Source organism: Pseudomonas taiwanensis, assembly GCF_013393345.1.
GTDB classification, from domain to species: domain Bacteria; phylum Pseudomonadota; class Gammaproteobacteria; order Pseudomonadales; family Pseudomonadaceae; genus Metapseudomonas; species Metapseudomonas resinovorans_C.
Window position 1 is genome coordinate 38,701 of record NZ_QJRF01000071.1, and the last position, 21,410, is coordinate 60,110.

The 21,410-nt window shown below is 66.4% G+C and carries 19 protein-coding genes and 3 riboswitches; of the genes, 8 read left to right on the forward strand and 11 right to left on the reverse strand.

Going from position 1 to position 21,410, the window contains the following annotated elements; all coding sequences use genetic code 11:
* Window positions 1-5: 5 nt before the first annotated feature.
* The 6 genes from DM872_RS24510 to DM872_RS24535 form a co-directional block, all read right to left on the reverse strand.
* Window positions 6-935 carry an NAD-dependent epimerase/dehydratase family protein gene (locus tag DM872_RS24510; protein WP_179061864.1) on the reverse strand — a complete coding sequence of 310 codons (930 nt, stop codon included), beginning with the start codon at window positions 933-935 and terminating at the stop codon, window positions 6-8.
* Window positions 928-1,812 (reverse strand): sugar nucleotide-binding protein, encoded by an 885-nt coding sequence (locus DM872_RS24515; protein ID WP_179061865.1) that lies wholly within the window; start codon window positions 1,810-1,812, stop codon window positions 928-930. Before DM872_RS24515 ends, DM872_RS24510 begins: the two co-directional genes overlap by 8 nt.
* 112 nt (window positions 1,813-1,924) lie before the next feature.
* Entirely contained in the window at window positions 1,925-2,680 is a 756-nt protein-coding gene (gene cobM, locus DM872_RS24520) for a precorrin-4 C(11)-methyltransferase (protein ID WP_179061866.1), read from the reverse strand.
* The gene (locus DM872_RS24525; RefSeq protein WP_179061867.1) at window positions 2,677-3,087 is read right to left on the reverse strand and encodes a cobalamin biosynthesis protein; all 411 of its coding nucleotides are present in this window, start codon (window positions 3,085-3,087) and stop codon (window positions 2,677-2,679) included. Before DM872_RS24525 ends, cobM begins: the two co-directional genes overlap by 4 nt.
* Before the next feature lie 21 nt (window positions 3,088-3,108).
* A complete protein-coding gene (locus DM872_RS24530; protein ID WP_179061868.1) occupies window positions 3,109-3,813 on the reverse strand; it encodes a CbtA family protein in 705 nt (234 codons plus the stop codon).
* An 11-nt stretch (window positions 3,814-3,824) separates the two neighbouring features.
* The gene (locus DM872_RS24535) at window positions 3,825-4,010 is read right to left on the reverse strand and encodes a CbtB domain-containing protein (RefSeq protein ID WP_179061869.1); all 186 of its coding nucleotides are present in this window, start codon (window positions 4,008-4,010) and stop codon (window positions 3,825-3,827) included.
* 103 nt (window positions 4,011-4,113) lie between these two features.
* Window positions 4,114-4,330, reverse strand: a riboswitch (cobalamin riboswitch).
* Between the two features lie 58 nt (window positions 4,331-4,388).
* Window positions 4,389-4,583, forward strand: a riboswitch (cobalamin riboswitch).
* Window positions 4,584-4,675: 92 nt separating this feature from the next.
* Here DM872_RS24535 and cobW point away from each other — a divergent pair.
* Window positions 4,676-5,728, forward strand: coding sequence for a cobalamin biosynthesis protein CobW (gene cobW, locus DM872_RS24540; protein WP_179061870.1), 1,053 nt, complete (start codon window positions 4,676-4,678; stop codon window positions 5,726-5,728).
* Window positions 5,729-5,750: 22 nt separating this feature from the next.
* Window positions 5,751-9,485 carry a cobaltochelatase subunit CobN gene (gene cobN / locus DM872_RS24545; protein WP_179061871.1) on the forward strand — a complete coding sequence of 1,245 codons (3,735 nt, stop codon included), beginning with the start codon at window positions 5,751-5,753 and terminating at the stop codon, window positions 9,483-9,485.
* Between the two features lie 60 nt (window positions 9,486-9,545).
* On the opposite strand, the gene DM872_RS24550 is transcribed toward cobN, so the two are convergent.
* Window positions 9,546-10,439, reverse strand: a complete 894-nt coding sequence (locus DM872_RS24550; protein WP_179061872.1) for a YihY/virulence factor BrkB family protein — start codon at window positions 10,437-10,439, stop codon at window positions 9,546-9,548.
* 119 nt (window positions 10,440-10,558) lie between these two features.
* Window positions 10,559-11,650 carry a 3-deoxy-7-phosphoheptulonate synthase gene (locus tag DM872_RS24555; protein WP_179061873.1) on the reverse strand — a complete coding sequence of 364 codons (1,092 nt, stop codon included), beginning with the start codon at window positions 11,648-11,650 and terminating at the stop codon, window positions 10,559-10,561.
* A gap of 516 nt (window positions 11,651-12,166) precedes the next feature.
* Between DM872_RS24555 and DM872_RS24560 the strand changes: the two genes are divergently transcribed.
* Both DM872_RS24560 and DM872_RS24565 read left to right on the forward strand, forming a co-directional pair.
* Window positions 12,167-13,168: an ATP-binding protein gene (locus tag DM872_RS24560; RefSeq protein ID WP_179061874.1), complete on the forward strand. Its 1,002-nt coding sequence runs from the start codon at window positions 12,167-12,169 to the stop codon at window positions 13,166-13,168.
* The gene (locus DM872_RS24565; RefSeq protein WP_179061897.1) at window positions 13,150-13,824 is read left to right on the forward strand and encodes a vWA domain-containing protein; all 675 of its coding nucleotides are present in this window, start codon (window positions 13,150-13,152) and stop codon (window positions 13,822-13,824) included. Before DM872_RS24560 ends, DM872_RS24565 begins: the two co-directional genes overlap by 19 nt.
* 47 nt (window positions 13,825-13,871) lie before the next feature.
* Here DM872_RS24565 and DM872_RS24570 read toward each other — a convergent pair whose 3' ends face one another.
* From DM872_RS24570 to cbiE, 3 genes are read right to left on the reverse strand one after another with little or no spacing between them, the layout of a single operon-like run.
* Window positions 13,872-14,579, reverse strand: a complete 708-nt coding sequence (locus tag DM872_RS24570; protein ID WP_179061875.1) for a (2Fe-2S) ferredoxin domain-containing protein — start codon at window positions 14,577-14,579, stop codon at window positions 13,872-13,874.
* Window positions 14,576-15,307 carry a cobalt-precorrin-6A reductase gene (locus DM872_RS24575; RefSeq protein WP_179061898.1) on the reverse strand — a complete coding sequence of 244 codons (732 nt, stop codon included), beginning with the start codon at window positions 15,305-15,307 and terminating at the stop codon, window positions 14,576-14,578. The genes DM872_RS24570 and DM872_RS24575 overlap by 4 nt, the downstream gene beginning before the upstream one ends.
* A 17-nt stretch (window positions 15,308-15,324) precedes the next feature.
* Window positions 15,325-16,527: a precorrin-6y C5,15-methyltransferase (decarboxylating) subunit CbiE gene (cbiE, locus tag DM872_RS24580; RefSeq protein ID WP_179061876.1), complete on the reverse strand. Its 1,203-nt coding sequence runs from the start codon at window positions 16,525-16,527 to the stop codon at window positions 15,325-15,327.
* 81 nt (window positions 16,528-16,608) lie between these two features.
* A riboswitch (cobalamin riboswitch) is annotated at window positions 16,609-16,801 on the forward strand.
* An 87-nt stretch (window positions 16,802-16,888) separates the two neighbouring features.
* Between cbiE and cobG the strand changes: the two genes are divergently transcribed.
* Genes cobG through cobJ form a run of 4 tightly spaced genes read left to right on the forward strand, consistent with a single transcriptional unit; the run spans window position 16,889 to window position 21,229 of the window.
* Window positions 16,889-18,205: a precorrin-3B synthase gene (gene cobG, locus DM872_RS24585; RefSeq protein ID WP_179061877.1), complete on the forward strand. Its 1,317-nt coding sequence runs from the start codon at window positions 16,889-16,891 to the stop codon at window positions 18,203-18,205.
* The gene (locus tag DM872_RS24590) at window positions 18,202-18,828 is read left to right on the forward strand and encodes a precorrin-8X methylmutase (protein ID WP_179061878.1); all 627 of its coding nucleotides are present in this window, start codon (window positions 18,202-18,204) and stop codon (window positions 18,826-18,828) included. The genes cobG and DM872_RS24590 overlap by 4 nt, the downstream gene beginning before the upstream one ends.
* A complete protein-coding gene (locus DM872_RS24595) occupies window positions 18,828-19,574 on the forward strand; it encodes a precorrin-2 C(20)-methyltransferase (RefSeq protein WP_179061879.1) in 747 nt (248 codons plus the stop codon). Before DM872_RS24590 ends, DM872_RS24595 begins: the two co-directional genes overlap by 1 nt.
* Window positions 19,574-21,229, forward strand: coding sequence for a precorrin-3B C(17)-methyltransferase (gene cobJ, locus DM872_RS24600; protein ID WP_179061880.1), 1,656 nt, complete (start codon window positions 19,574-19,576; stop codon window positions 21,227-21,229). The genes DM872_RS24595 and cobJ overlap by 1 nt, the downstream gene beginning before the upstream one ends.
* Window positions 21,230-21,410 lie beyond the last annotated feature (181 nt).

A 21,410-nucleotide genomic window follows, 5' to 3' on the forward strand; every position in this document is an offset into this window, starting at 1 on the left:
GGGGCTCAGCGTCCCAACAGGCGTGCCACGCCCTGCTTGAGCGGGGTGTGCTTCGGGAAGTCGTAGCGCAGCAGCAGGCGGGCATTGCTGGCCCGGGAATGGCGGATATCCCCAGCGCGAGCTTCGGCATAGGTCACCGGCGGCAGATCGCCCAGCACTTCGCCGATGGCGGCGAGCAACTCCTTGAGACTGGTCGCCCGGTTCAGGCCCACGTTCACCGGACCGACCTCGAGCCACTCAGCTTCCAGCGCCTGCACCAGTACCTGCACCAGGTCGCCGACATAGACGAAGTCACGGGTCTGCTCGCCGTCACCGAACACGGTGATCGGCAGGCCGGCCATGGCACGCTCGGTGAAGATGCTGATCACGCCCGAATAGGGCGAAGACGGGTCCTGACGCGGACCGAAGATGTTGAAGAAGCGAAACACCGCCGGCTCCAGACCATGCTGGCGACGGTAGAAGTCCAGGTAATGTTCGCTGGCCAGCTTGTCTGCCGCATAAGGGGTCAGCGGTGCCTTCGGCGTGTCTTCATCGATGGCCGTGCCTTCGCCATTCTGGCCATATACCGCCGCACTGGACGCGAAGATCACCCGTTTCACACCCTCTGCCCGCATGGCTTCGCAGACATTCAGGGTGCCAATCAGATTGCTCTGGTGCGTCGCCACCGGGTCGTCCACCGAGGCCTGGACGGAAGCGACCGCCGCCAAGTGGGCGACCGCCTTGCAGCCGACCATCGCCCGCGCCACCAGCGCAGCATCGGCCACATCACCCTCGATCAGCTCCAGACGCGGGTTGTCCAGCGGCAGGTTGGCACGCTTGCCAGTGGACAGATTGTCCAGCACGCGCACGGCATGGCCCCGGGCGAGCAGCACGTCTGTGAGATGGGAGCCGATGAAGCCGGCGCCGCCTGTGATGAGGATGGGAGAATCAGCCATGACGGTAGTAACGGTCCAGTAGAGTCGGCAGGGCAGCACGCCAGGCGCGTGGTTTGATGCCAAAGGTATGAAGAATTTTCTTGCAGGCCAGCACCGCGTTCTGCGGCTCATCCGCGGCATCGGGGCGAGCGGCGTGAGCCTGCGGCGTGATGTCCTGCACCTTCAACTGATGCAGGCTACGAGCCTCGCTGAGCAGTGCCTGCCCGAGCGCCAGCGGCGTGGTGGCTTCGTGACCGCCGTAGTGATAGGTGCCCCAGAGCGGCGCCTGGCAATCCAACTGTTTGATCACGGCCAGCAACACACGTGCGGCGTCGTCCACCGGCGTCGGGTTGCCGCGACGATCGTCAGCCAGGCAAATCTCGTCGGCCTGTTCGGCGCGACTGAGGAAGCGCCCCAGTGAGCCATCACGGCTATCGTCCAGCAACCAGCCAAAGCGCAGCAGCACATGCTTGGGACAGGCGGCACGGACGCTCTGCTCCATCCGCCAGATAGCCTGGCCGCGTTCGCTGAGCGGGACGGTTTCGTCCTTTTCGCTGTAAGCAGTGGCGCGAGAACCGTCGAACACCCGATAACTGGAGGGCTGCAGCAGAATGATCCCGTGATGCTGGCAGAGTTCGGCAAGCCGTTCCACGCCACGTTCCTGGGCTGCCAGGCGCACATCGCTGACTTCATCGGCCTGGAACCAGTCGAAGTAGTAGGCGAGGTTGATCACGGCGTCGGGCCGGGTGTCATCGAGCAACTGGGTCAGGCTGGCGGCATCCCAGCCCTGTTCGGGCGGACGCGGAGCGAGAAAACCTATGTCTTCCTCGGCCCCCAGGCGAATCAGCGCCTGTCCGAGTGAATTGCCGCCACCCAACAGCATCAAGCGCATTCGCATAGAGAAAGAGGTCGCTTAAAGCCGGTTATAGGGAGTGGGCGGGCAGAATACCCGCCGCATAAGAGCCGCATTCTGCGGGTTTCACCGGCGTACGTCACTAGCCACGTGGCGGTTACGCCGTGCCCGGCCGGTAGAGATGCACGTGGTCTGCCCGGTACAGGGACGAATCGGCAAAGCCTTCGGCAGCCAGCACCTCCCCTACCAGGATCAACGCGGTGCGACGGAAATCCCGCGCCGCCACCTTGGGCAGGATGTCTCCCAGGGTGCCGGTGACCTGCTCCTGATCCGGCCAGCTGGCGCGATGGATCACCGCGATCGGGCAGTCGGCGCCATAGTGCGGCAGCAGTTCTTCGACGATCTTCGCCAACTGGCTCACGCCGAGATGGATGGCCATGGTTGCGCGGTGGCGGGCGAGATCACCCAGTGCCTCACCGTCGGGCATTCGGGTCTTGCTGGCGTAGCGGGTGAGGATCAGCGTCTGCGAAACCTCCGGCAGGGTCAGCTCACACCCCAGCAGCGCGGCGCAGGCGGCAGTGGCGGTCACCCCCGGCACCACTTCGTAGGGAATGTCCCGTTCACGCAGGTGACGAATCTGCTCGCCAATGGCCCCGTATAACGAAGGATCGCCGGAATGCACCCGCGCCACATCCTGGCCCTTTTCATGGGCTTGCGTCAGCAGGGCAACTATCTCATCCAGGTGCAGTTCGGCGGTGTTCACCACCAGCTCGGCGCTGTGCCCCGCCAGCACCGCTTCGGGCACCAGCGACCCCGCGTAGAGAATCACCGGGCAGGTGCGGATCAGCCGCTGGCCTTTGACCGTGATGAGTTCCGGATCGCCGGGTCCGGCGCCGATGAAGTAGACGGTCATGACCGTTTGGCCTCCAGATGAACACAGGCCAGCGCGCAAGTGGCGCTGGCGCTGCGGCGTTTGTCGATCAACAGGGTGGCGCGAACACCAAAGAGGGCCTCTGCCTGGGCCAGCGCGGCGGCCTCGGCCACTCCTGCGCTGCCAACGGCCTCGCGAACCTGCTCGGACGGCTGGCTCAGCTGATCCTCGAAGGAAGCAAGGACATCCACGGGCAGGCCATGCAGAGGCAGCCCCAGCCGCTCGGCTAGACCGACCAGCCCCGGCTCTGCGACTTTAGCTTTGCTGGTGGCCAGGGCGACTAGCTGATCGAGAGAGACATTGGCCTCGGCAAGGCACTGCATCAGCAGGCCCTGCAACTCATCCGGGGGGCAGCCGCGTCGGCAGCCCAGCCCGGCGACCAGTTTCATGGGACGCATCATCGAAGGTCGTCATGCCTGGGAGTGACGCTGGTACAGCCAGGCAGCGGCCCAGCCGAGCACCATCCAGAACGCGGCATTGGTGATCAGCGAAGCCGCAATGAACTCATGCCCCAGCGCTTCAGGCGCCAGGCTGGAGTGCACTTCGGGCTGTGGCGCGCCAATTACGTGCGGAATCACCAGAACGACGATTCCGACTACACGCAGCGCCCAATGACGGCCGAAGGCGATCAGGGCGAGACCCGCGGCAGTGGAGGCAGCGGTGCCGATCCACCAGGTCTGGCGCTGGGCCAGGTCGGCGGCTGCGGTACCGGGCAGTTCCGGTGGTAGGCCGAGGGACGGCGCGAGGGCAAAGGTGGCGAAACCGCCCAGGCCCCAGAGCAGGCCCTGCCAGGTACGGCTCGGGCCGCGCAGGCTGAACAGTCCGGCGAGGATCAGGGCGAAACCAACGGCTACCACCAGGTTGCTGCCCCCTGTGGAAAGGGTCCGCTGCCAGCCATCTTCCGGGGCCCAGGCCTCGTCGCTGTGTTCATGGGTGTGCGCGACAGCCGCGCCGCCATGCTCATGGTCGTGCTCCACCTGTGCGGCAGGCTCGGCGCTTTCATAGGTTTCCGCCTGGAGAATCAGCGGGGTTACCCACAGGGTCTGCAGCAGGGTCAGCACCAGGGCGGCGATCAGGCCTGCGAAACCGGCGGTCTGGGCGATGCGCTTGATCATCCGGAAATCACTCAATGGCAGGGGAAGGCGGCACTGTGGCGGGTGTCGTGCGCGGCGTTGTGCACAGCCTCGACATGCGAGAACCCGGCGAAATACACCAGGGACAGGCCGAGCAGGCTGGTGCCAATGGCCAACACCAGGCGCTGGGCCAGGGTCGAGGAGGAAGCGGCGGAATGGGACAGGGTGCGGCTGGACATGGAGGTTCCCTCTGCATTGATAACGATACCGGCAGAGGAACGCGCGCGAGGGAAGCGGGCGCAGGCGCACCCAGATTTCCGGCTTGCGCCCGCCCACCGCGGGTTGCCAAAACGTGATCAGGCCGGTCTCCGGGCTCGCGACGCCTGCCAGGGGCAGGATGGGCATGCCTTCCCATGCCGTGTCGGCACAGTGGCGTACTTAACCCTACGATCGCTTACCGTTGCGGGGGCAGCGTCGGACTAGTCCGCAAATGGACGCACCGACTTCCCGTTTCACCTCGCGTACGGCGACGCAAGGCACCTGAAAAAACCGTGCTAGGACATCACGAGTCCGATCAAGCGTCAACTGTCGCGATTGACCGCCTCCCGCCTGCTGCGTAGCCTTCGCCCTTTCGAGGTTCTCCGGTCGATGCGCCGGAGCTAAGAGGGAACGTGGTCAAGGCCACGGCTGCCCCCGCAACTGTGAACGCCCCCAAGGCCCTTCGATATGCCACTGCGCAAGCGGGAAGGCGAAGGTGCCGCGCAACGCGCAGGGTCGTGAGCCAGGAGACCTGCCTCGACGAATTTCCAGACAACCGGGCGGGGTGATCCGGTGGCGAATCCGTTGCGCGGGGCGAGTCCCGCTGCGTTCGTCATGCCCGCCGACCGACCACGCAGAGGCGCGCATGAAAACCCTGGCCAAGCTCCCCGTCACCATCGTTACCGGCTTTCTCGGCGCCGGTAAGACCACCCTCCTGCGCCACATGCTGGACAACGCGGAAGGTCGCCGTATCGCGGTGATCGTCAACGAGTTCGGCGAGCTGGGCATCGACGGCGAAATCCTCAAGCAGTGCTCCATCGGGTGCACCGAGGAAGAGGCCGTGGGCCGCGTCTTCGAGTTGGCCAACGGCTGCCTCTGCTGCACCGTGCAGGAAGAATTCTTCCCGGTGATGCGTGAGCTGGTGGCGCGTCGTGGTGACCTTGACCAGATCCTCATCGAAACCTCCGGCCTCGCCCTGCCCAAGCCCCTGGTGCAGGCCTTCCAGTGGCCGGAAATCCGCAATGCCTGCACCGTCGACGCGGTGATCACCGTGGTCGACAGTCCGGCCGTGGCCGCCGGCACCTTCGCCGCGCACCCCGAGCAGGTGGACGAACAGCGCAAGCAAGACCCGAACCTCGACCATGAATCCCCGCTGCACGAGCTGTTCGAAGACCAGCTCGCCAGCGCCGACCTGGTGGTGCTGAACAAGGCCGACCTGCTCGACGCCGAAGCCCTCGCCGCCGTGCGCGCCGAAGTGGCCGAGGAACTGCCGCCGGCCGTGAAGATCGTCGAAGCCAGCTCCGGCAAAATCCCGCTCGATGTCCTGCTGGGCCTGAACGCCGAGGCCGAATTGCACATCGACAGCCGCGCCACTCACCACGATCACGAAGGTCATGAAGACCACGACCACGACGAGTTCGACTCCTTCCATGTCGACCTTCCGGAAGTCGAAGAAGCCGCGCTGATCGCCGCCCTCGGCCAGCTTGTTGAGCGCCATGCCGTCCTGCGTATCAAGGGCTTCGCCGCCATCCCCGGCAAACCCATGCGCCTGCTGGTCCAGGGCGTCGGCAAGCGCTTCGACAAGCACTTCGACCGCAAATGGCTGACCGACGAGCCGCGTGGCACCCGCCTGGTGGTGATCGGTCAGGAGCTGGACCAGGCAGTGATCGTCAACGAACTGCGTACGGCACTCGCATGAGGCACGGACAGCAGTAAAGGCCATGCACCTCCTACGCACCCAGCCCGGCGGCTTCGTCCCCGACGACGGCATCGCCCACCTGGCCCAGACGCCCGCCGAACTGGTGATCCTCTGCAGCGGCGATTCGCATCTGGCGCTACTGGCCGAAGCCGCCCGCGAATTGCCCGAGGACTACCCGAGCCTGCGCCTGGCCAACCCCATGCAGCTGCAGAATCACGCCTCGGTGGACCTCTACGTCGACGAGGTGCTGCAGCACGCCAGGGTCATCCTCATCTCGGTGCATGGCGGTGTGGGTTACTGGCGCTACGGCATCGAGCAGCTGGTGGCATTGGCCGAGCGCGGTGCGAAGCTGATCCTGGTGCCCGGCGACGACCGTCCCGATCCGGAACTGGCCGGCCTGTGCAACGTCCCGACGGAAGATGCCGAACGCCTCTGGCAGTACCTGCGCCAAGGCGGCCTCGACAATGCTCGGCAGCTCTTCAGTTGCGTGGCCACCCGTTGGCTGGGGCGGGATTACCCCTGGACTGAACCAAGGGTTCTCCCACGCGTTGCCCTCTACCACCCTCGCATTCGCCCCGCGCAATTGGCGGATTGGCAGGCCGAGTGGCAAGCCGACCAGCCCGTGGCCGCCCTGCTCTTCTACCGCACCCACTTGCAGGCTGCGAATACCGCCTTCATCGACGCCTTCTGTGAGCGTCTGGCTAGCCAGGGCCTGAATCCCCTGCCCATCGCCGTCGCCAGCCTCAAGGAAGCCGAGTGCCTGGAGGCTGTGGAAAACTGGCTGGACGCCGCAAGTGCCGGGCTAATCATCAACACCACGGGATTCGCCCAGTCCAACCCCGACGCCCCCAGCCTGCGCCCCTTCCGCCGCGATATCCCGGTGCTGCAGGCCATCTGCTCGCTGGACAACGAATCGCTCTGGCGCGACAACCCGCAAGGCCTCGGCCCACGCGACCTGGCCATGCACATCGCCTTGCCGGAACTGGACGGCCGCATCATCACCCGGCCGATCAGCTTCAAGGGCATGGCCTGGCGCAGCGAGCGCAGTCAGAGCGACGTGGTCTGCTACCTGCCGCACGGCGAGCGCATGGACTTCGTCGCCGAACTGGGACAACGCTGGTGCACACTTTCGCGCAAGGCCAATGCCGACAAGCGTGTCGCGCTGATCCTCGCCAACTACCCCACTCGCGATGGCCGCATCGGCAACGGTGTCGGGCTGGATACCCCCGCCGCCGCGCTGAACATCCTTCGCGCACTGGAGGCCGAAGGCTATCCGCTCGCCGGACTGCCGGAGAGCGGCACCGCCCTTATCCACTGCCTGCTGGGTGGGGTCAGCAATGACCTGGACAGCCTCGATGCGCGCCCCTGCGCCCAGAGCCTGGCCCTCGCCGACTACCTCGACTGCTTCGCCCGGCTGCCCGAAGCCAACCAGCGTGCCGTGCGCGAACGCTGGGGTGAGCCGCAGCAGGACCCGATGTTCCGCAGCGGCCGCATGATGGTCGCCGGACTGCGTTTCGGCCTCGCCTTCGTCGGCATCCAACCAGCGCGCGGTTACCAGCTCGACCCAGCAGCCATCTACCACGACGCCGACCTCGTACCGCCCCATGGCTATCTCGCCTTCTACTTCTGGTTGCGCGAGGTGTTCGCCGCCGATGCCCTGATCCACGTCGGCAAGCACGGCAACCTGGAATGGCTGCCGGGCAAGGGCGTCGGCCTGTCCGCCGAATGCTGGCCGGATGCCGTAATGGGCCCGCTGCCGAACATCTACCCCTTCATCGTCAACGACCCCGGCGAAGGTGCGCAGGCCAAGCGCCGCGCGCAGGCGGTGATCATCGACCACCTGATGCCGCCGCTGACCCGCGCCGAGAACTACGGCCCCCTGCGCGACCTGGAGCGGCTGGCCGACGAGTACTACGACGCCTCCCTGCTGGACCCGCGTCGCGCCGTGCAGTTGCGTGGGGAAATCCTCGAGTTGGTGAAGGCCACCGCCCTGGATCGCGAGCTGAACCTGGTCATCAACGACGACCCGGAAAGCTGGCTGCCGCAACTGGATGCCTACCTCTGCGACCTCAAGGAATCGCAGATCCGCGACGGCCTCCATGTATTCGGCGAATCCCCGAGCGGACGCCTGCGGAACGATACCTTGCTGTCCCTGGTGCGGATTCCGCGCGGCGACGGCAAGGGCGCCAACGCCAGCCTGCTGCGCGCCCTGGCCAGCGACCTGCAACTGGGCCGCGACCCGCTCGACCTCAACTTCGCAGAGCCCTGGGATGGCCCGCGCCCGGCGGTGCTTGAGGCCGTCAGCGATGACCCCTGGCGCAGCAACGGCGACACCCGAGAACGCATGGAAATGCTGGCGCTAGGCCTGATCGAGACCCGCGACTTCGGCTCCATCGGCCCCGCCAGCGATGTGGTTATCCACAACCTGCGCGCAGTGATCGCCCCCAGCCTGGATGCCTGCGGCAGTGCCGAGATCGGCGGTGTGCTGTCCGCCCTGGAAGGCCGTTTCGTCCCGCCCGGCCCCAGCGGCGCACCCAGTCGCGGACGTCTCGACGTGCTGCCCACGGGACGTAACTTCTTCACCGTGGACGTACGCAACCTGCCCACGCCCACGGCTTGGCGCCTGGGCTTCCAGTCCGCCAACCTGCTGCTGGAACGCCACCTGCAGGACCACGGTGACTACCTGCGCCAGCTCGGCATTTCCGTCTGGGGCACCGCCACCATGCGCACCGGCGGCGACGACATCGCCCAGGCCCTGGCATTGATGGGCGTGCGCCCGGTTTGGCAGGCCGGCAGCCAGCGCGTGGAAGACTTTGAAATCCTGCCGCTGTCCCTCCTCGACCGCCCACGGGTGGATGTGACGCTGCGGGTGTCGGGCTTCTTCCGTGATGCCTTCGCCAACCTTATTCGCCTGTTCGACGCCGCAGTGCAGGCAGTGGCCGACCTGGACGAGCCTGAGGATATGAACCCCCTCGCCGCCCGCGTGAAGCAGGAAACCACGCGTCTCGCTGCCGAAGGCATCAGTTCCGAAATCGCCCGCCTGCAAGCCGGCTGGCGAGTGTTCGGTGCCCAACCCGGCGCCTACGGCGCAGGCGTGCAGGGCGCCATCGAAGAGCGCCAGTGGCAGGACCGTGCCGAACTGGCCGAGGTCTACCTCAACTGGGGTGGCTACGCCTACGGCGCCCAGGATGCCGGCACGCCGGCGCGAGAACGCTTCGCCCAACGGCTGCAACGCCTGCAAGCCGTGCTGCAGAACCAGGACAACCGCGAGCACGACATCCTCGATTCCAACGACTACTACCAGTTCCAGGGCGGCATGCTTGCCGCCGCCGAAACCCTGCGCGGCGAGAAAGTCGCCAGCTACCACGGCGACCACAGCCAGCCGGATCTGCCACGCATCCGCTCCCTCAAGGAAGAACTCGCCCGCGTGGTCCGCTCCCGCGCGGCCAACCCGAAGTGGATCGCGGGCATGAAGCGCCACGGCTACAAGGGCGCCTTCGAGCTGGCGGCGACGGTGGACTACCTCTTCGCCTTCGACGCCACCAGCGAACTGGTGGACGACCACCAATACCAGCTACTGGCCGATGCCTACCTGCTGGACGACGACACCCGCGAATTCATCCGCCAGCACAACCCCGAAGCCCTGCGCGACATCGCCGAACGCCTGGTGGAAGCGCAGCAGCGCGGACTCTGGGAAAACCCCGGCGACTACCGCGAAGCCATCGAAAACCTGCTGCTGGACAGCGAGGAAGGCTGAGGCCCGGAGCCCACGTGCAGACTGGCACTCCGCCTGTTGGGTTTCGTTCCTCTACCCAACCTACTGGGGCGCGTGTTCCTCGTCCGGGTTGCGCTCGCCGGGCTCCTTGCCCTCCCGCGACATGTGTTCGATCACTGCATTGAGCTCGGCGCCCAGCAACAGCACCGCCGATGAGATGTAGAGATAAAGCAGCAGGATGATGATCGCGCCGATGCTGCCGTACATGGCGTTGTAGGTGGCGTAGTTCTTCGCGTAATAGCTGAAACCCAGCGAGGCCAGCAGCCACACCAGCACGGACAGCACCGATCCCGGCGTAATGAAACGGAACTCCTGTTTCACATCCGGCAGCAGGTAGTACAGCGCGGCCACCACCATCATCAGCAGCAGTACCGCGACGGGAATGCGCAGCCACTCCCAGAGCACGACCATCACCGCCTCGATGCCCAACTGCCCGGCCAGCCAGTTGATCACCTGTGGGCCCGTCACCATCAACGCCGCGGCCGTCAGGAGGAAAATCGCAACCCCAATGGTGTAAAGCAGCGAGAGTGGAATGCGCTTCCATGCCGGACGCGATTCCTCGACGAAGTACGCGCGGTTCATCGCGTCCATGCTGAATCGGATGGCCGAGGAGGATGACCAGAGCGCCACCACCACCCCCACGGAAAAGAGCCCCGGTTTCTGCGTCTGCAGCAGTTCGATGACGGGTTGCACCATAGCCATGGCATCTGCGGGCAGCACCAGCGATGCCTGGATCTGCAGCCACTCGAAGAACTCCGGCAAATGAAGGAAGCCGATCAGCGCGATGAGCAGCAGCAGGAAGGGAAACAACGAGAAGAATGCCTGGAACGCCAGCGCCGATGCATAGGTCGGGAGTTCGTCACTCATGAACTCTTTCAACGTGCGAACGACGATGGTGCGCCAACTCACGTTGTCCAGCCGCAGGAAACGGAACATGGGTGGTCTCGCTCTTCCTCTCCCTTGTCAGCCAGTGGACGGGCGCGACCGCTGGGTAGTTCAAGTCGAAAGCTGGCGGGCCACTGAGCCCCCCCAGCTTGAGCGAGATTGTCGTGAGGTTATGACCGCAAACGGGCCGCCGCTTCGCGGAGGATGGCCTCGGTACCCTTCCAGCCCAGGCAGCCATCGGTGATCGAAACCCCGTAGCGCAAATCGCAGGACAGCGACTGCGCACCATCGAACAGGTGGCTCTCGATCATCACCCCGCGCAGGGCGTTCTGTCCGGCCAGACGCTGGTCGATCACGTCTTCCAGTACTGCCGGCTGGCGCAGCGGGTCCTTGCCACTGTTGGCATGACTGCAATCGACCAGGATGCGCGGCGCGATACCGAGCTTCTCAAGTCCCTCGCGAGCCGCCTGCACGCTGGCCGCGTCATGGTTGGGGCCCTTGTGGCCGCCGCGCAGTACCAGGTGGGTATCCGCATTGCCGGCGGTCTGCACCAGCGACGGACGCCCTTCGTCATTGATGCCGAAATGCTGGTGGGCATGGGCGGCCGAGCGCATGGCGTCGGTGGCGATGCCGAGGCTGCCGTCGGTTCCGTTCTTGAAGCCCACCGGCAGGTCCAGGCCGCTGACCATCTCGCGGTGGATCTGCGACTCGCTGGTGCGCGCACCGATGGCAGCCCAGCTCAGCAGATCGTCCAGGTAGCCGGCTACCAGCGGTTGCAGCAGCTCGGTCGCGACCGGCAGGCCCAGCTCGGCCATTTCCAGCATCAGCCGACGGCTTAGCGCCAACCCTTCCACCATGTCGCCACTGCCGTCCAGATGCGGATCGTAGACCAGGCCCTTCCAGCCCACGGTGGTGCGCGGCTTCTCGACGTAGGCGCGCATCACCAGCAGCAGCTGGTCACTGACTTCAGGCGCCAGGGCGGCGAGACGCCGGGCGTAGTCGAGGGCGGATTCCGGATCGTGGATGGAACAGGGACCGACCACCACCAGCAGGCGCGAATCCTCGCCATCCAGCACGGCTCGCACGGCCTCGCGCTGGGCGCGGATCTGGCGGGCGAGCTCATGGGTCAGCGGCAGGCGCTGGCGCAATTCGGCGGGGGTGGGCAGCGGCTGGGTGCTGCGCGATGGAGAAAGGGCGGCTTCCAGCGCAATGGCGTGGAGCGGCTGTACGGCAGTGGGCAGAACGGAAACGGACGAATTCATGACTGGCATCCTCAGCCGGCGCGGCTCGATCCGCGCGCGGCGCTATCTGGGTGTTCGATTCAAAGGTGTCTGAGCGGTGCTGGAACGGCTAAATCGCCAGTCGGAGTTGCGGTAATAGGTCTGGTAGGTGCGATAGCTGATCATGGTGCGATCCTCGAATTTCATGTGTTTGGCCTTGTGGGCCGGAAAATAAAAACCCCCGGTCGGGTTGCCGACCGGGGGTTTCGTGGAGCTTCGGTGGCGACCCTGCTGGAGTGGGCCGCCTGATTGGGTATCAGGCCAGCCCGTGGCTAAACCAATACCCATAGAAATAGCTGACCGCAGCGGCCACACGCACACGCGCCTGGGCCTTGGCCGGGCGAGCGATGAGCGAAGTGGAAGCGAGTTGCGGCATGACAATCTCCAAAGCGAATGCTGGCTAACCTACTGCATCGCCGCGTGCCGTTCAATCACTGATTTCTATCGGCTGCCCCAGGCTTTCGCTACCATGCCCGCCAGGCACCGCAGGACACAGCCATGACCGAGATCCCCCACTTCCCCTTGAGCGCCGTCGTCGGTTCCGACGAACTGAAGCTGGCGCTTTACCTGGCCGCCATCGACCCCGCCATTGGCGGTGTGCTGATCGAAGGCCCGCGTGGCATGGCCAAGTCCACCCTGGCCCGGGGCATCGCCGACCTGCTGCCGGACGCCGACTTCGTCACCCTACCCCTGGGTGCCAGCGAAGAGCGCATCGTCGGCACCCTGGACCTGGACGCCGCCCTCGGCGAAGGCCGCGCGCGCTTCTCCCCCGGTGTGCTGGCGAAGGCCCACGGCGGCGTGCTCTATGTGGATGAAGTAAACCTGCTGCCCGACCACCTGGTGGACCTGCTGCTGGATGTGGCCGCCAGCGGCGTGAACCAGGTGGAGCGTGACGGCATCTCCCATCGCCACCCGGCGCGTTTCGTACTGATCGGCACCATGAACCCCGAGGAAGGTGAACTGCGCCCACAACTGCTGGACCGCTTCGGCCTCAAGGTGCTGCAGAACGGCCAGCCGCAGCCGGCCGAACGCGCCGAGATCGTCCGTCGTCGTCTGGCCTTCGATGCCGATCCGCAAGCCTTCATCGCCCGCTGGAGTGGCGAGCAACAGGCCCTGGCCCAGCGCTGTCAGGATGCCCGCGCACGCGTGCCCGGCATTCCGTTGGACGACACCGCCCTCGACGAAATCGCCCGGCGCTGCTTCGCCGCTGGCGTCGACGGCCTGCGCGCCGACCTGGTCTGGCTGCGCGCCGCGCGTGCCCATGCCGCCTGGCGCGGCGCTGCTCAGATCGATGCAGTAGACATCGATGCCGTCGAGCACTTCGCCCTCGCCCACCGTCGTACCCACATTCCGCCGACCGCCGCGCAGCCACCGCAATCGCCGCCCGCCGGCTCGCAATCCGAGCCATCCGCTGGCGAAGGCCAGTGGGGCGAACTGCCTGCCCAGGCAGTCCCCATGGGAGAGCGGCGCGACCTGCCGCGCTGGCCAAAAAAGCCCTGAGCATCCGCCCACGCACGGTCACAGGGGCGGGTGCCCGGCCCAGACCCGGCACTCTCGGCAACGGTCGTAGTGGCGCTCGCCGTGCGGGTACCGATGGCGCCATCCAGTGGCTGCCCACGCTCCTGCGTGGCCGCCCGCGCAAGGCCGCCGACCTGGTGCGCGCGCCGCGCAGCCAGCGTCCTGACCAGCTCTGGCTGGTGGTGGTGGATGCCTCCGCCTCCACCCGCCGCCACGGCGCCCTGGCCCAGGCCAAGGGATTGCTGGCCGGTGTCTTCGAAGCCGCCTACCGCCAACGTGCTCGCCTCGCGGTGCTCCACGCCACCGGCTGCCAACCCCAATGGCTCTGGCAGGGCCAGAAAGCCTCTCCCTCCCTGCATTACTGGCTCGCCGAACTCGGCGCCGGCGGTGGTACGCCCGTCATCGAAGCGCTGCAGCAATCCGCCCACTGGCTGGCGCGCCGGCAGCGGCAGAAGCCGGCCGAGGAACAGCGTTTGCTGGTGCTCACCGATGGGCGAATGAAGGACTGGTCGTCATTGCAACCACCGGGTTGCCCGACGTTGCTGGTGGATATTGAAAGCGGGCCGATTCGACTGGGGCGGGCGAAGAAGCTGGCGGCAGAGTTGGGGGCGGAGTACCGGGTGATTTCCGAGCTGTGAGTCGATGGGTATCGTTTCACTCCACCCATCCTACGAAGTCGCCCCGGTCACGCCTTCATCAACATCTCCGGCACTTGCCGCTCTTCCACGATCCGCTCCTGCACCCAACGCAGCACCTCTTCTTCATCCCGAATGCGGTACCACTCCCCTTCCGGGTACAAGCTGGCGGAGGGGCCCTCGTCGCAGGGGAACTGGCACTGAGTGCGGGTGATGTGCACGCCACCTTCGCACTCCAGCTTGCCGGCAGCCTTGAGGGTTTCGCGTAGCTTTTTCCACAGCGGCAATGCACCCCGACGGGTGCAGCGCGGACCATTGCACAGCAGCAGGCGCCGGGCGTGGGGCGGGATGCAGGACCAGGAATGACTCTCCGGTAGCGCCGGCACATTCACGCAATCCAGATGCAGCTCACGGCGCTCGATCAGCGCACAGGCAGCGCCAGCCGGATCGCTGTCGAACTGGCCGAGCAGGCTGGCGACGAAGACGTGTTCGGGCGCCGCCAGAGCAGCCAGCTCGCTGCGCAGCCAATCCAAGTGCTGGGCCGAGGATTGCACTTCGAGATCGATCACCAGCAGCGAGCGCGGACTTTCCTGCGCTACCTGCCACAGGGCGTCGTGACCGGAAGCGGTGTCGACGATATCGGCCAGTGCCGACTCACCGCGCAGGGCCACTAGCTGGCGGCGAAACAGTTCAGCAAAGGAACCTTCGACAAGGTCCGGCCCGGCGAACAGCACGCGGGCGTAGGGTGTTGCAGTCATGGTGTTTCCAGGTAGGTAGCGAGGGCCTGCCAAAGGCCTTCGACGGAATCGAACTCCCGGGCCACGGTGGGCAGGTCCGGGCGTTTGAGGATCAGTACCGGCAGCCCGAGCTCGCGGGCCACCTGCAACTTGGGTTCGGTGGACTGGCTGCCGCTGTTCTTGCTGATCAGCACATCGCTTTGCAGCCGCGCGAACAACTCGCGCTCGCCTTCGAGGCTGAACGGTCCACGCGCGCCGATCACCTCGAAGCGTTCGCCGGCGGGTTGCCCTTGCAGGCAGCGCACGGTCCAGTGCTGCTGCGGCGGAATCTCGTGCAGGTGTTCCAGCGGCTCGCGGCCGAGGGTGAAAAAGGGGCGGCGAAAACCCTGCAGGGCTTCGATCAGTTCGGCCCAGTCGGGGACGTTGCGCCAGTCATCACCCGTGCCCGCCTGCCAGCCGGGACGGCGTAGCGCCCAGCAGGCAACACTGGCCAGCTCGGCAGCTGTCGCGGCGTTATGGCTGATCTGCGCGGCATAGGGATGGGTCGCGTCGACCAGCAGGCCGATGCCCTCTTCCTCGATGAAACGAGCCAACCCTTCCGCGCCGCCAAAACCGCCGACGCGCACCTGACAGTCGAGGTCGTCCGGCACCTTGCCAAGGCCAGCGAGGCTGTAGACATGCTCGGGGCCTAGACGTCGTGCCAGCGCCAGCGCCTCGGTGATGCCGCCCAGCAGCAGGATGCGCTTCATCGTACGAGGGGAGGCACTCAAGGCTTCACCACGTCGAGCAGCGTGATCGGCAGCGCCGAGCGCCAGGTATCGAAGCCACCCAGCGGCTGCGCCTGGGCAATGGCGATGCGCGTGAGCTCACCGCCGTGAGTCTCGCGGAAGGCCACCAGCATGGCTTCGCTTTGCAGGGTCACGGCATTGGCAATCAGACGGCCGCCAGGCTTGAGCTGGTTCCAGCAGGTCTCCAGCACGCCGGGTTCGGTGACGCCACCGCCGATGAAGATGGCATCCGGAATGGGCAGTCCATCCAGCGCCAGCGGAGCCTGACCCGCCACCAGTTGCAGGCCGGGTACGCCGAGGGCGTCGCGGTTGTGACGGATATGCGCCTGACGGCCTTCGTTGGCTTCGATGGCAATCGCCCGGCAGCTCGGGTGCGCGCGCATCCATTCGATGCCGATGGAACCGCAACCGGCGCCCACATCCCAGAGCATTTGGCCGGGGCGCGGCGCCAGGCGCGCCAGGGTGATGGCCCGGACGTCCCGCTTGGTGAGCTGTCCGTCATGGCGATAAGCGTCGTCCGGTAAACCGGTGGTCAGTGGCAGCGAGCGAGTGTCTTGGTCAGGTTGGACCTCGATGGCGACCAGGTTGAGCGCGGCAACCTCATCGAGGGACCAGTCGCTGGCGATGCCATCGAGGCGACGCTCCCGTTCACCACCAAGATGCTCCAGGACCACCAGGCGGCTGGGGCCATAGCCCGCCTCGACCAACAGGCTGGCAATGGCTGCCGGGCTACGGCCATCGTTGCTCAGCACCAGCAGGCGCGCCCCCTGATGCAGATGGGCATTGAGCGCCGCCAGGGGACGAGCGACGACCGAGAGCAAGGTCACGTCCTGCAATGGCCACCCCAGGCGAGCAGCTGCCAGGGAGTATGACGACGGCGCAGGAATCACCTGCATTTCTTCCGCCGCGACCTGTCGCGCCAGACTGGCACCGACGCCGAACAGCATGGGGTCGCCGCTGGCAAGGACGCAGACCGGCGTGCCGCGCTTCTCCAACACGGGCGCCAAGGAAAAGGGGCTTGGCCAGGGACTGCGGCGGGCGCTGATGCAACGCGGCAGCAGGTCGAGCTGGCGCGGTCCGCCGACCACCTCAACGGCTCCCAGCAAGGCACGGCGCGCAGCCTTGCCCAGGCCTGCGTAGCCGTCTTCACCTATCCCCACCACTGTCAGCCAGGGCTGCATTCGCTGTCCTCGATTCCGAAAAACGCCACAGACATTCCGCTCCCGACAGGCAGCCTTTTCATAGGTCCGGGCAAAGCGGGCATAATAGCGCTCTTCATCGGTTGCCGGCGCGGCGCACAGTCGCTCCGGCTTAAAGGGAACACGGACAAACCGTGGCTGCCCCCGCAACTGTAAGCAGCGAGTCCATGCAATCGAGGTCACTGGGGAAACCCGGGAAGGCCGCAGTGGATGACGACCTGCCAGCCAGGAGACCTGCCGGTGAAACCAGTCGCGTGTGTACGCATCGAGCGGGGTGTATCGATGCAACGTTGTCCCTGAATCAGGGAACCGGGTCGCCGCGACGCCAACCATGGTGACCTGAGTGAAACACGCCCAGCCCACAGTGCCATCCGTCCGTCCCTCGGCATGCCCGGGGTTGCTGCGCATCGTCCAGGCGAAGGACGGCGGCATCTGCCGGATCAAACTGCCCTGCGGCCGACTGAGTGCGGGTCAGGCCCGCGCCGTCGCCACGGCCGCCAGCCAGCATGCCGGCGGTGTGATCGAAGCCACCAATCGCGCCAACCTGCAGATTCGCGGTGTGAAGGCCGGCGCCGAACAGGCGCTGATCGACGCCTTGCTGGCCGCTCGCCTGGGTGCCAGTTCCGCAGGCGCTGACGATGTGCGCAACCTGATGGTCAGCCCGCTCGCCGGGCTCGACCCGTCTGCTCTTGTGGATATCTCACCCCTGGCCGATCAGATTCTCGCGCTGCTGCAGGACAAGTCGCACTTCCACGCCCTGTCGCCGAAGTTCGCCCTGCTGCTGGATGGCGGCGAGTCGATGGCGATGCTGGAACATCCCCACGATCTCTGGCTCTCGGCGATGGGTTCCGGCGAGCACGCGCCATTCGCCTTCGGCCTGGGGGGCTGTCCGCCGCAATCCAAGGATGACGTCGCGGCCCTGGCCGCCGTGCCGCGCGAACAGGTCCCGGCGTTGGTCGAAGCCGTACTGGACCTGTTCCTCGAACTGGCCACGCCCGAGCAGACGCGCATGCGCCACCTGCTCGCCGTGTACCCGGAAGGCGACCTGCTGCTGCGCCTGCAACAGCGGCTGGACGTGCCCCTGCTGCCCGCGGGCGACTGGCACCGCTTCGCCCCGCAGCCCTTCGCTCATCTCGGCATTCGCGAGGGGCGCCACGTGGGTGGCGCACCCGTCCTCGGCCGACTGGATGCCGCGCAACTCGAGGCGCTGGCCGATCTCGCCGACCGCCTGGGCGACAGCAGCCTGCGCCTGACGCCTTGGCAATCGGTGCTGCTGCCCAATGTCCGCGATCCTGAAGCGGCGCTGCGCGCGATGCGGGACCTCGGCCTCGCCACCGATGCACGCGCCCCCCTGGCGCGGCTGGTTGCCTGTACCGGGTCGGCCGGCTGTGCCAAGGGCCTCGCGGATACCAAGTCCGATGCACTGGCCCTGGCGCCCCTGCTGCCGGCTGATGCGGTGGTGCATCTCAGCGGCTGCCCGCGCTCCTGCGCCTCGGCTCACGTCGCGCCCTTCACACTGCTGGCTGCCGCGCCCGGCCGCTACGACCTCTACCAGCGCGGCGGTGCCGGCTTCGGCCGTTTGCTGTCGCGTGACATCAGCATCCAAGAGGCCGGCGAATGCCTGGCTGCCTCTCCTGACACCTGGAGTTCCACCTCATGATCGAGTACATCCGCGATGGTCAGGAGATCTATCGCAACTCCTTTTCCACCATCCGCGCCGAGGCCAATCTCGCGGGCATTCCCGCCGACCTGGAGAAGCTCGCGGTGCGCGTGATTCACGCCTGCGGCATGGTCGACGTGGTGGAAGACCTGCGCTTCTCCCCCGGCGCCGGAGCGGCCGGCCGCGCCGCCATCGCAGCCGGTGCACCAATTCTCTGCGATGCCCGCATGGTGGCCGAGGGCATCACCCGCACCCGCCTGCCGGCCGACAACCAGGTCATCTGCACCCTCAATGATCCCGGCGTACCGGAGCTCGCCCGCGAGCTGGGCAACACCCGCTCTGCGGTGGCGCTGGAGCACTGGCGCGAGCATCTGGAAGGCAGCGTCGTGGTGATCGGCAACGCCCCCACCGCGTTGTTCTACCTGTTGGAAATGCTCGATGCCGGCGCGCCGAAACCGGCGCTGATTCTCGGTTTCCCGGTGGGCTTCGTCGGTGCGGCGGAATCCAAGGACATGCTCGCCGCCGACAGTCGCGGCGTGCCCTATGTGATCGTGCGTGGCCGTCGCGGCGGTAGCGCCATGGCCGCCGCGGCGGTCAATGCACTGGCCACGGAGGTGGAGTGATGACCGGTAAAGGACGACTGATCGGCCTCGGCGTGGGCCCCGGTGATCCGGAACTGATCACCCTCAAGGCGCTGCGCCTGCTGCAATCGGCGCCCGTGGTGGGCTACTTCGTGGCCAAGGCGAAGGCCAATCAGGGCCAGGGCGGCAATGCCTTCGGCATCATCGAGCAGCACCTCACCGACACCCAGCAGCGCATGCCGCTGGTGTACCCGGTGACCACCGAGAAACTGGAGCCGCCGCTCTCCTACGAAACCGTCATCAGCGACTTCTACGACACCGCCGCCGAACAGGTCGCCCAGCATTTGGAAGCCGGTCGTGATGTCGCGGTGATCTGCGAAGGCGATCCCTTCTTCTACGGTTCCTACATGTACCTGCACGACCGCCTGGCCGAGCGCTACGAGGTCGAAGTGGTGCCGGGCGTCTGCTCCATGCTGGGCAGCGCGGCGGTGCTCGGCGTGCCGCTGGTGTACCGCAACCAGAGCTTGTCGGTGCTTTCCGGCGTGCTACCGGAAGACGAACTCAAGGCTCGCCTCGCGGACGCCGAAGCGGCCGTGGTGATGAAGCTCGGGCGCAACTTCGATAAGGTGCGCCGCGTCCTCCAGGACCTCGGCATCGCCAGTCGCGCCCATTACGTGGAGCGCGCGACCATGGCCAACCAGCGCATCGTGCCGCTGGATGAAGTCGACCCCATGGCCTCGCCCTACTTCTCGATGGTCGTCATCCCCGGCCAGAAGTGGAGAGGCTGATGGACCAGCACAACGCTCCGGCCATTGTCCTGCTCGGTAACGGCGGACTAGCGGTCGCCAAGCGCATCCAGGCGCTTTATCCACAGGCGCGCATCTTCGGTCTGAATGGTCGTGTCGAAGGCGCCGACGACAGCTACGCCGAATTCGGCGAAACCCTGCGTGACCTCTACCGGGCCGACTCGCCGATCATTTCCCTGTGCGCCGCCGGTATCGTCATTCGCACCCTGGCACCGCTACTGGCGAGCAAGGGCGCGGAGCCTCCGGTACTGGTGGTGGCTGAGGATGGCAGCGCCGTGGTTCCGCTGCTTGGCGGCCTCGGCGGCGTGAATCGCATGGCGCGGGAAATCGCCGCAGCCCTGGACGTGGCGCCGGCCATCACCACCAGCGGCGAGCTGCGCTTCGGTACCTGCCTGCTGGACCCGCCAGCGGGATACGCACTGGCCGATATCGAGCAGGGCAAGCGCTTCGTTTCCGATCTGCTGGGCGGCGAAGCCGTGCGCGTACAGGGCGACGCGCCATGGCTGAACGAGGTTCGCCTGCCCCTGGCGGATGAGGCACAGCGCGTTATCCACATCACCGCTGAAGCCCGCGCCGCCGAGCGAAATGAGCTGCTGATCCATCCGCGCGTGGCCATCGCGCGCATCGATGGCAAGAGCAATGCCGACGCCATACGTCAGGCCCTGACCGAAGCTGGACTGGCGCCGCTGTCCCTGGCCTGCCTGCTGGCAGACCGTGATCGAATGGTCGACGCCGGCTTGGCCGCAGCTGCCGCCGAACTCGGCGTGCCGCTGCGCTTCATCACCGATGAGAGCGCCCTGCCGCCCCTGCACCAGCAGGCGCATGGCGTTCGTCTCCACCTTGCGACCGAACTGGTGGACCCGGCCCTGATCGGTCAACCCCGTGGCCGCCTCACCGTGGTCGGGCTTGGCCCCGGTGCCGCCGAGTTCATGGTGCCGGCCGCACGCCAGGCACTGGATGAGGCAGAAGACCTGCTCGGCTACGAAACCTACATCCGCATGGCCGGTCCACTGCGCCCTGATCAAGTGGCGCACTGCACTGACAATCGCGAGGAACTTCAGCGCGCTCGTCATGCCTTCGAGCTGGCCGCCAGCGGTCGCCGCGTGGTGGTGGTGTCGTCCGGTGATCCCGGCGTGTTCGCCATGGCCGCGGCCGTGCTGGAGGCGCTGGATGAATCCCGCGATCCCGAGTGGCTGCACGTCGAGTTGCAGGTGTTTCCGGGCGTTTCTGCCGCACTGGCCACCGCCGCCAAGGCTGGTGCGCCGCTAGGCCATGACTTCTGCCTGATCTCCCTGTCGGACAACCTCAAGCCCTGGGAGGTGATCGAGGACCGCCTCGACCACGCCGCCGCTGCCGACTTGGCCATGGCCTTCTACAACCCCATTTCCCGCGCCCGTCCCTGGCAGCTCGGCCGCGCCCTGGAAATCGTCGCTCGCCATCGCCGCCCGGAAACGGTGGTAGTGCTCGGCCGCGATGTCGGCCGCCCGGCGGAGAAGCTCACCCTCACCAGCCTCGGCGAGCTGACGCCGGAGCAGGTGGACATGCGCACCCTGGTGATCATCGGCTCGTCGCTGACCCGCCGCGTGCCGAAGGGCAATGGCGAGGATTGGGTGTACACACCGCGCTGGTATCGCTAGAGGTAGGAGCGAGCTCTGCTCGCGAACAAAGGCTTCGCTCGATGCTTCGCGAGCAAGCTCGCTCCTACAAACGTGCCGTATTCCGACGACCGCATCAGGCAAGACCTACGGCCGCTGTTGCAAAAGCCGAGGCGCATCATGAAAATGCGATTAATTTTCATTTATCGCATATCGCGGTGCC

Bases quoted from the DNA above. Each gene is read 5' to 3' on its own strand.
- cbiE (WP_179061876.1), bottom strand. From the start codon at position 16,527: ATGCAGCCCTGGCTGACAGTGGTGGGGATAGGTGAAGACGGCTACGCA.
- DM872_RS24515 (WP_179061865.1), bottom strand. From the start codon at position 1,812: ATGCGAATGCGCTTGATGCTGTTGGGTGGCGGCAATTCACTCGGACAG.
- DM872_RS24560 (WP_179061874.1), top strand. From the start codon at position 12,167: ATGACCGAGATCCCCCACTTCCCCTTGAGCGCCGTCGTCGGTTCCGAC.
- DM872_RS24510 (WP_179061864.1), bottom strand. From the start codon at position 935: ATGGCTGATTCTCCCATCCTCATCACAGGCGGCGCCGGCTTCATCGGC.
- DM872_RS24570 (WP_179061875.1), bottom strand. From the start codon at position 14,579: ATGACTGCAACACCCTACGCCCGCGTGCTGTTCGCCGGGCCGGACCTT.
- DM872_RS24535 (WP_179061869.1), bottom strand. From the start codon at position 4,010: ATGTCCAGCCGCACCCTGTCCCATTCCGCCGCTTCCTCCTCGACCCTG.
- cobW (WP_179061870.1), top strand. From the start codon at position 4,676: ATGAAAACCCTGGCCAAGCTCCCCGTCACCATCGTTACCGGCTTTCTC.
- cobN (WP_179061871.1), top strand. From the start codon at position 5,751: ATGCACCTCCTACGCACCCAGCCCGGCGGCTTCGTCCCCGACGACGGC.
- DM872_RS24595 (WP_179061879.1), top strand. From the start codon at position 18,828: ATGACCGGTAAAGGACGACTGATCGGCCTCGGCGTGGGCCCCGGTGAT.
- DM872_RS24575 (WP_179061898.1), bottom strand. From the start codon at position 15,307: ATGAAGCGCATCCTGCTGCTGGGCGGCATCACCGAGGCGCTGGCGCTG.
- DM872_RS24555 (WP_179061873.1), bottom strand. From the start codon at position 11,650: ATGAATTCGTCCGTTTCCGTTCTGCCCACTGCCGTACAGCCGCTCCAC.
- DM872_RS24525 (WP_179061867.1), bottom strand. From the start codon at position 3,087: ATGAAACTGGTCGCCGGGCTGGGCTGCCGACGCGGCTGCCCCCCGGAT.
- DM872_RS24590 (WP_179061878.1), top strand. From the start codon at position 18,202: ATGATCGAGTACATCCGCGATGGTCAGGAGATCTATCGCAACTCCTTT.
- DM872_RS24530 (WP_179061868.1), bottom strand. From the start codon at position 3,813: ATGATCAAGCGCATCGCCCAGACCGCCGGTTTCGCAGGCCTGATCGCC.
- cobM (WP_179061866.1), bottom strand. From the start codon at position 2,680: ATGACCGTCTACTTCATCGGCGCCGGACCCGGCGATCCGGAACTCATC.
- DM872_RS24550 (WP_179061872.1), bottom strand. From the start codon at position 10,439: ATGTTCCGTTTCCTGCGGCTGGACAACGTGAGTTGGCGCACCATCGTC.
- cobJ (WP_179061880.1), top strand. From the start codon at position 19,574: ATGGACCAGCACAACGCTCCGGCCATTGTCCTGCTCGGTAACGGCGGA.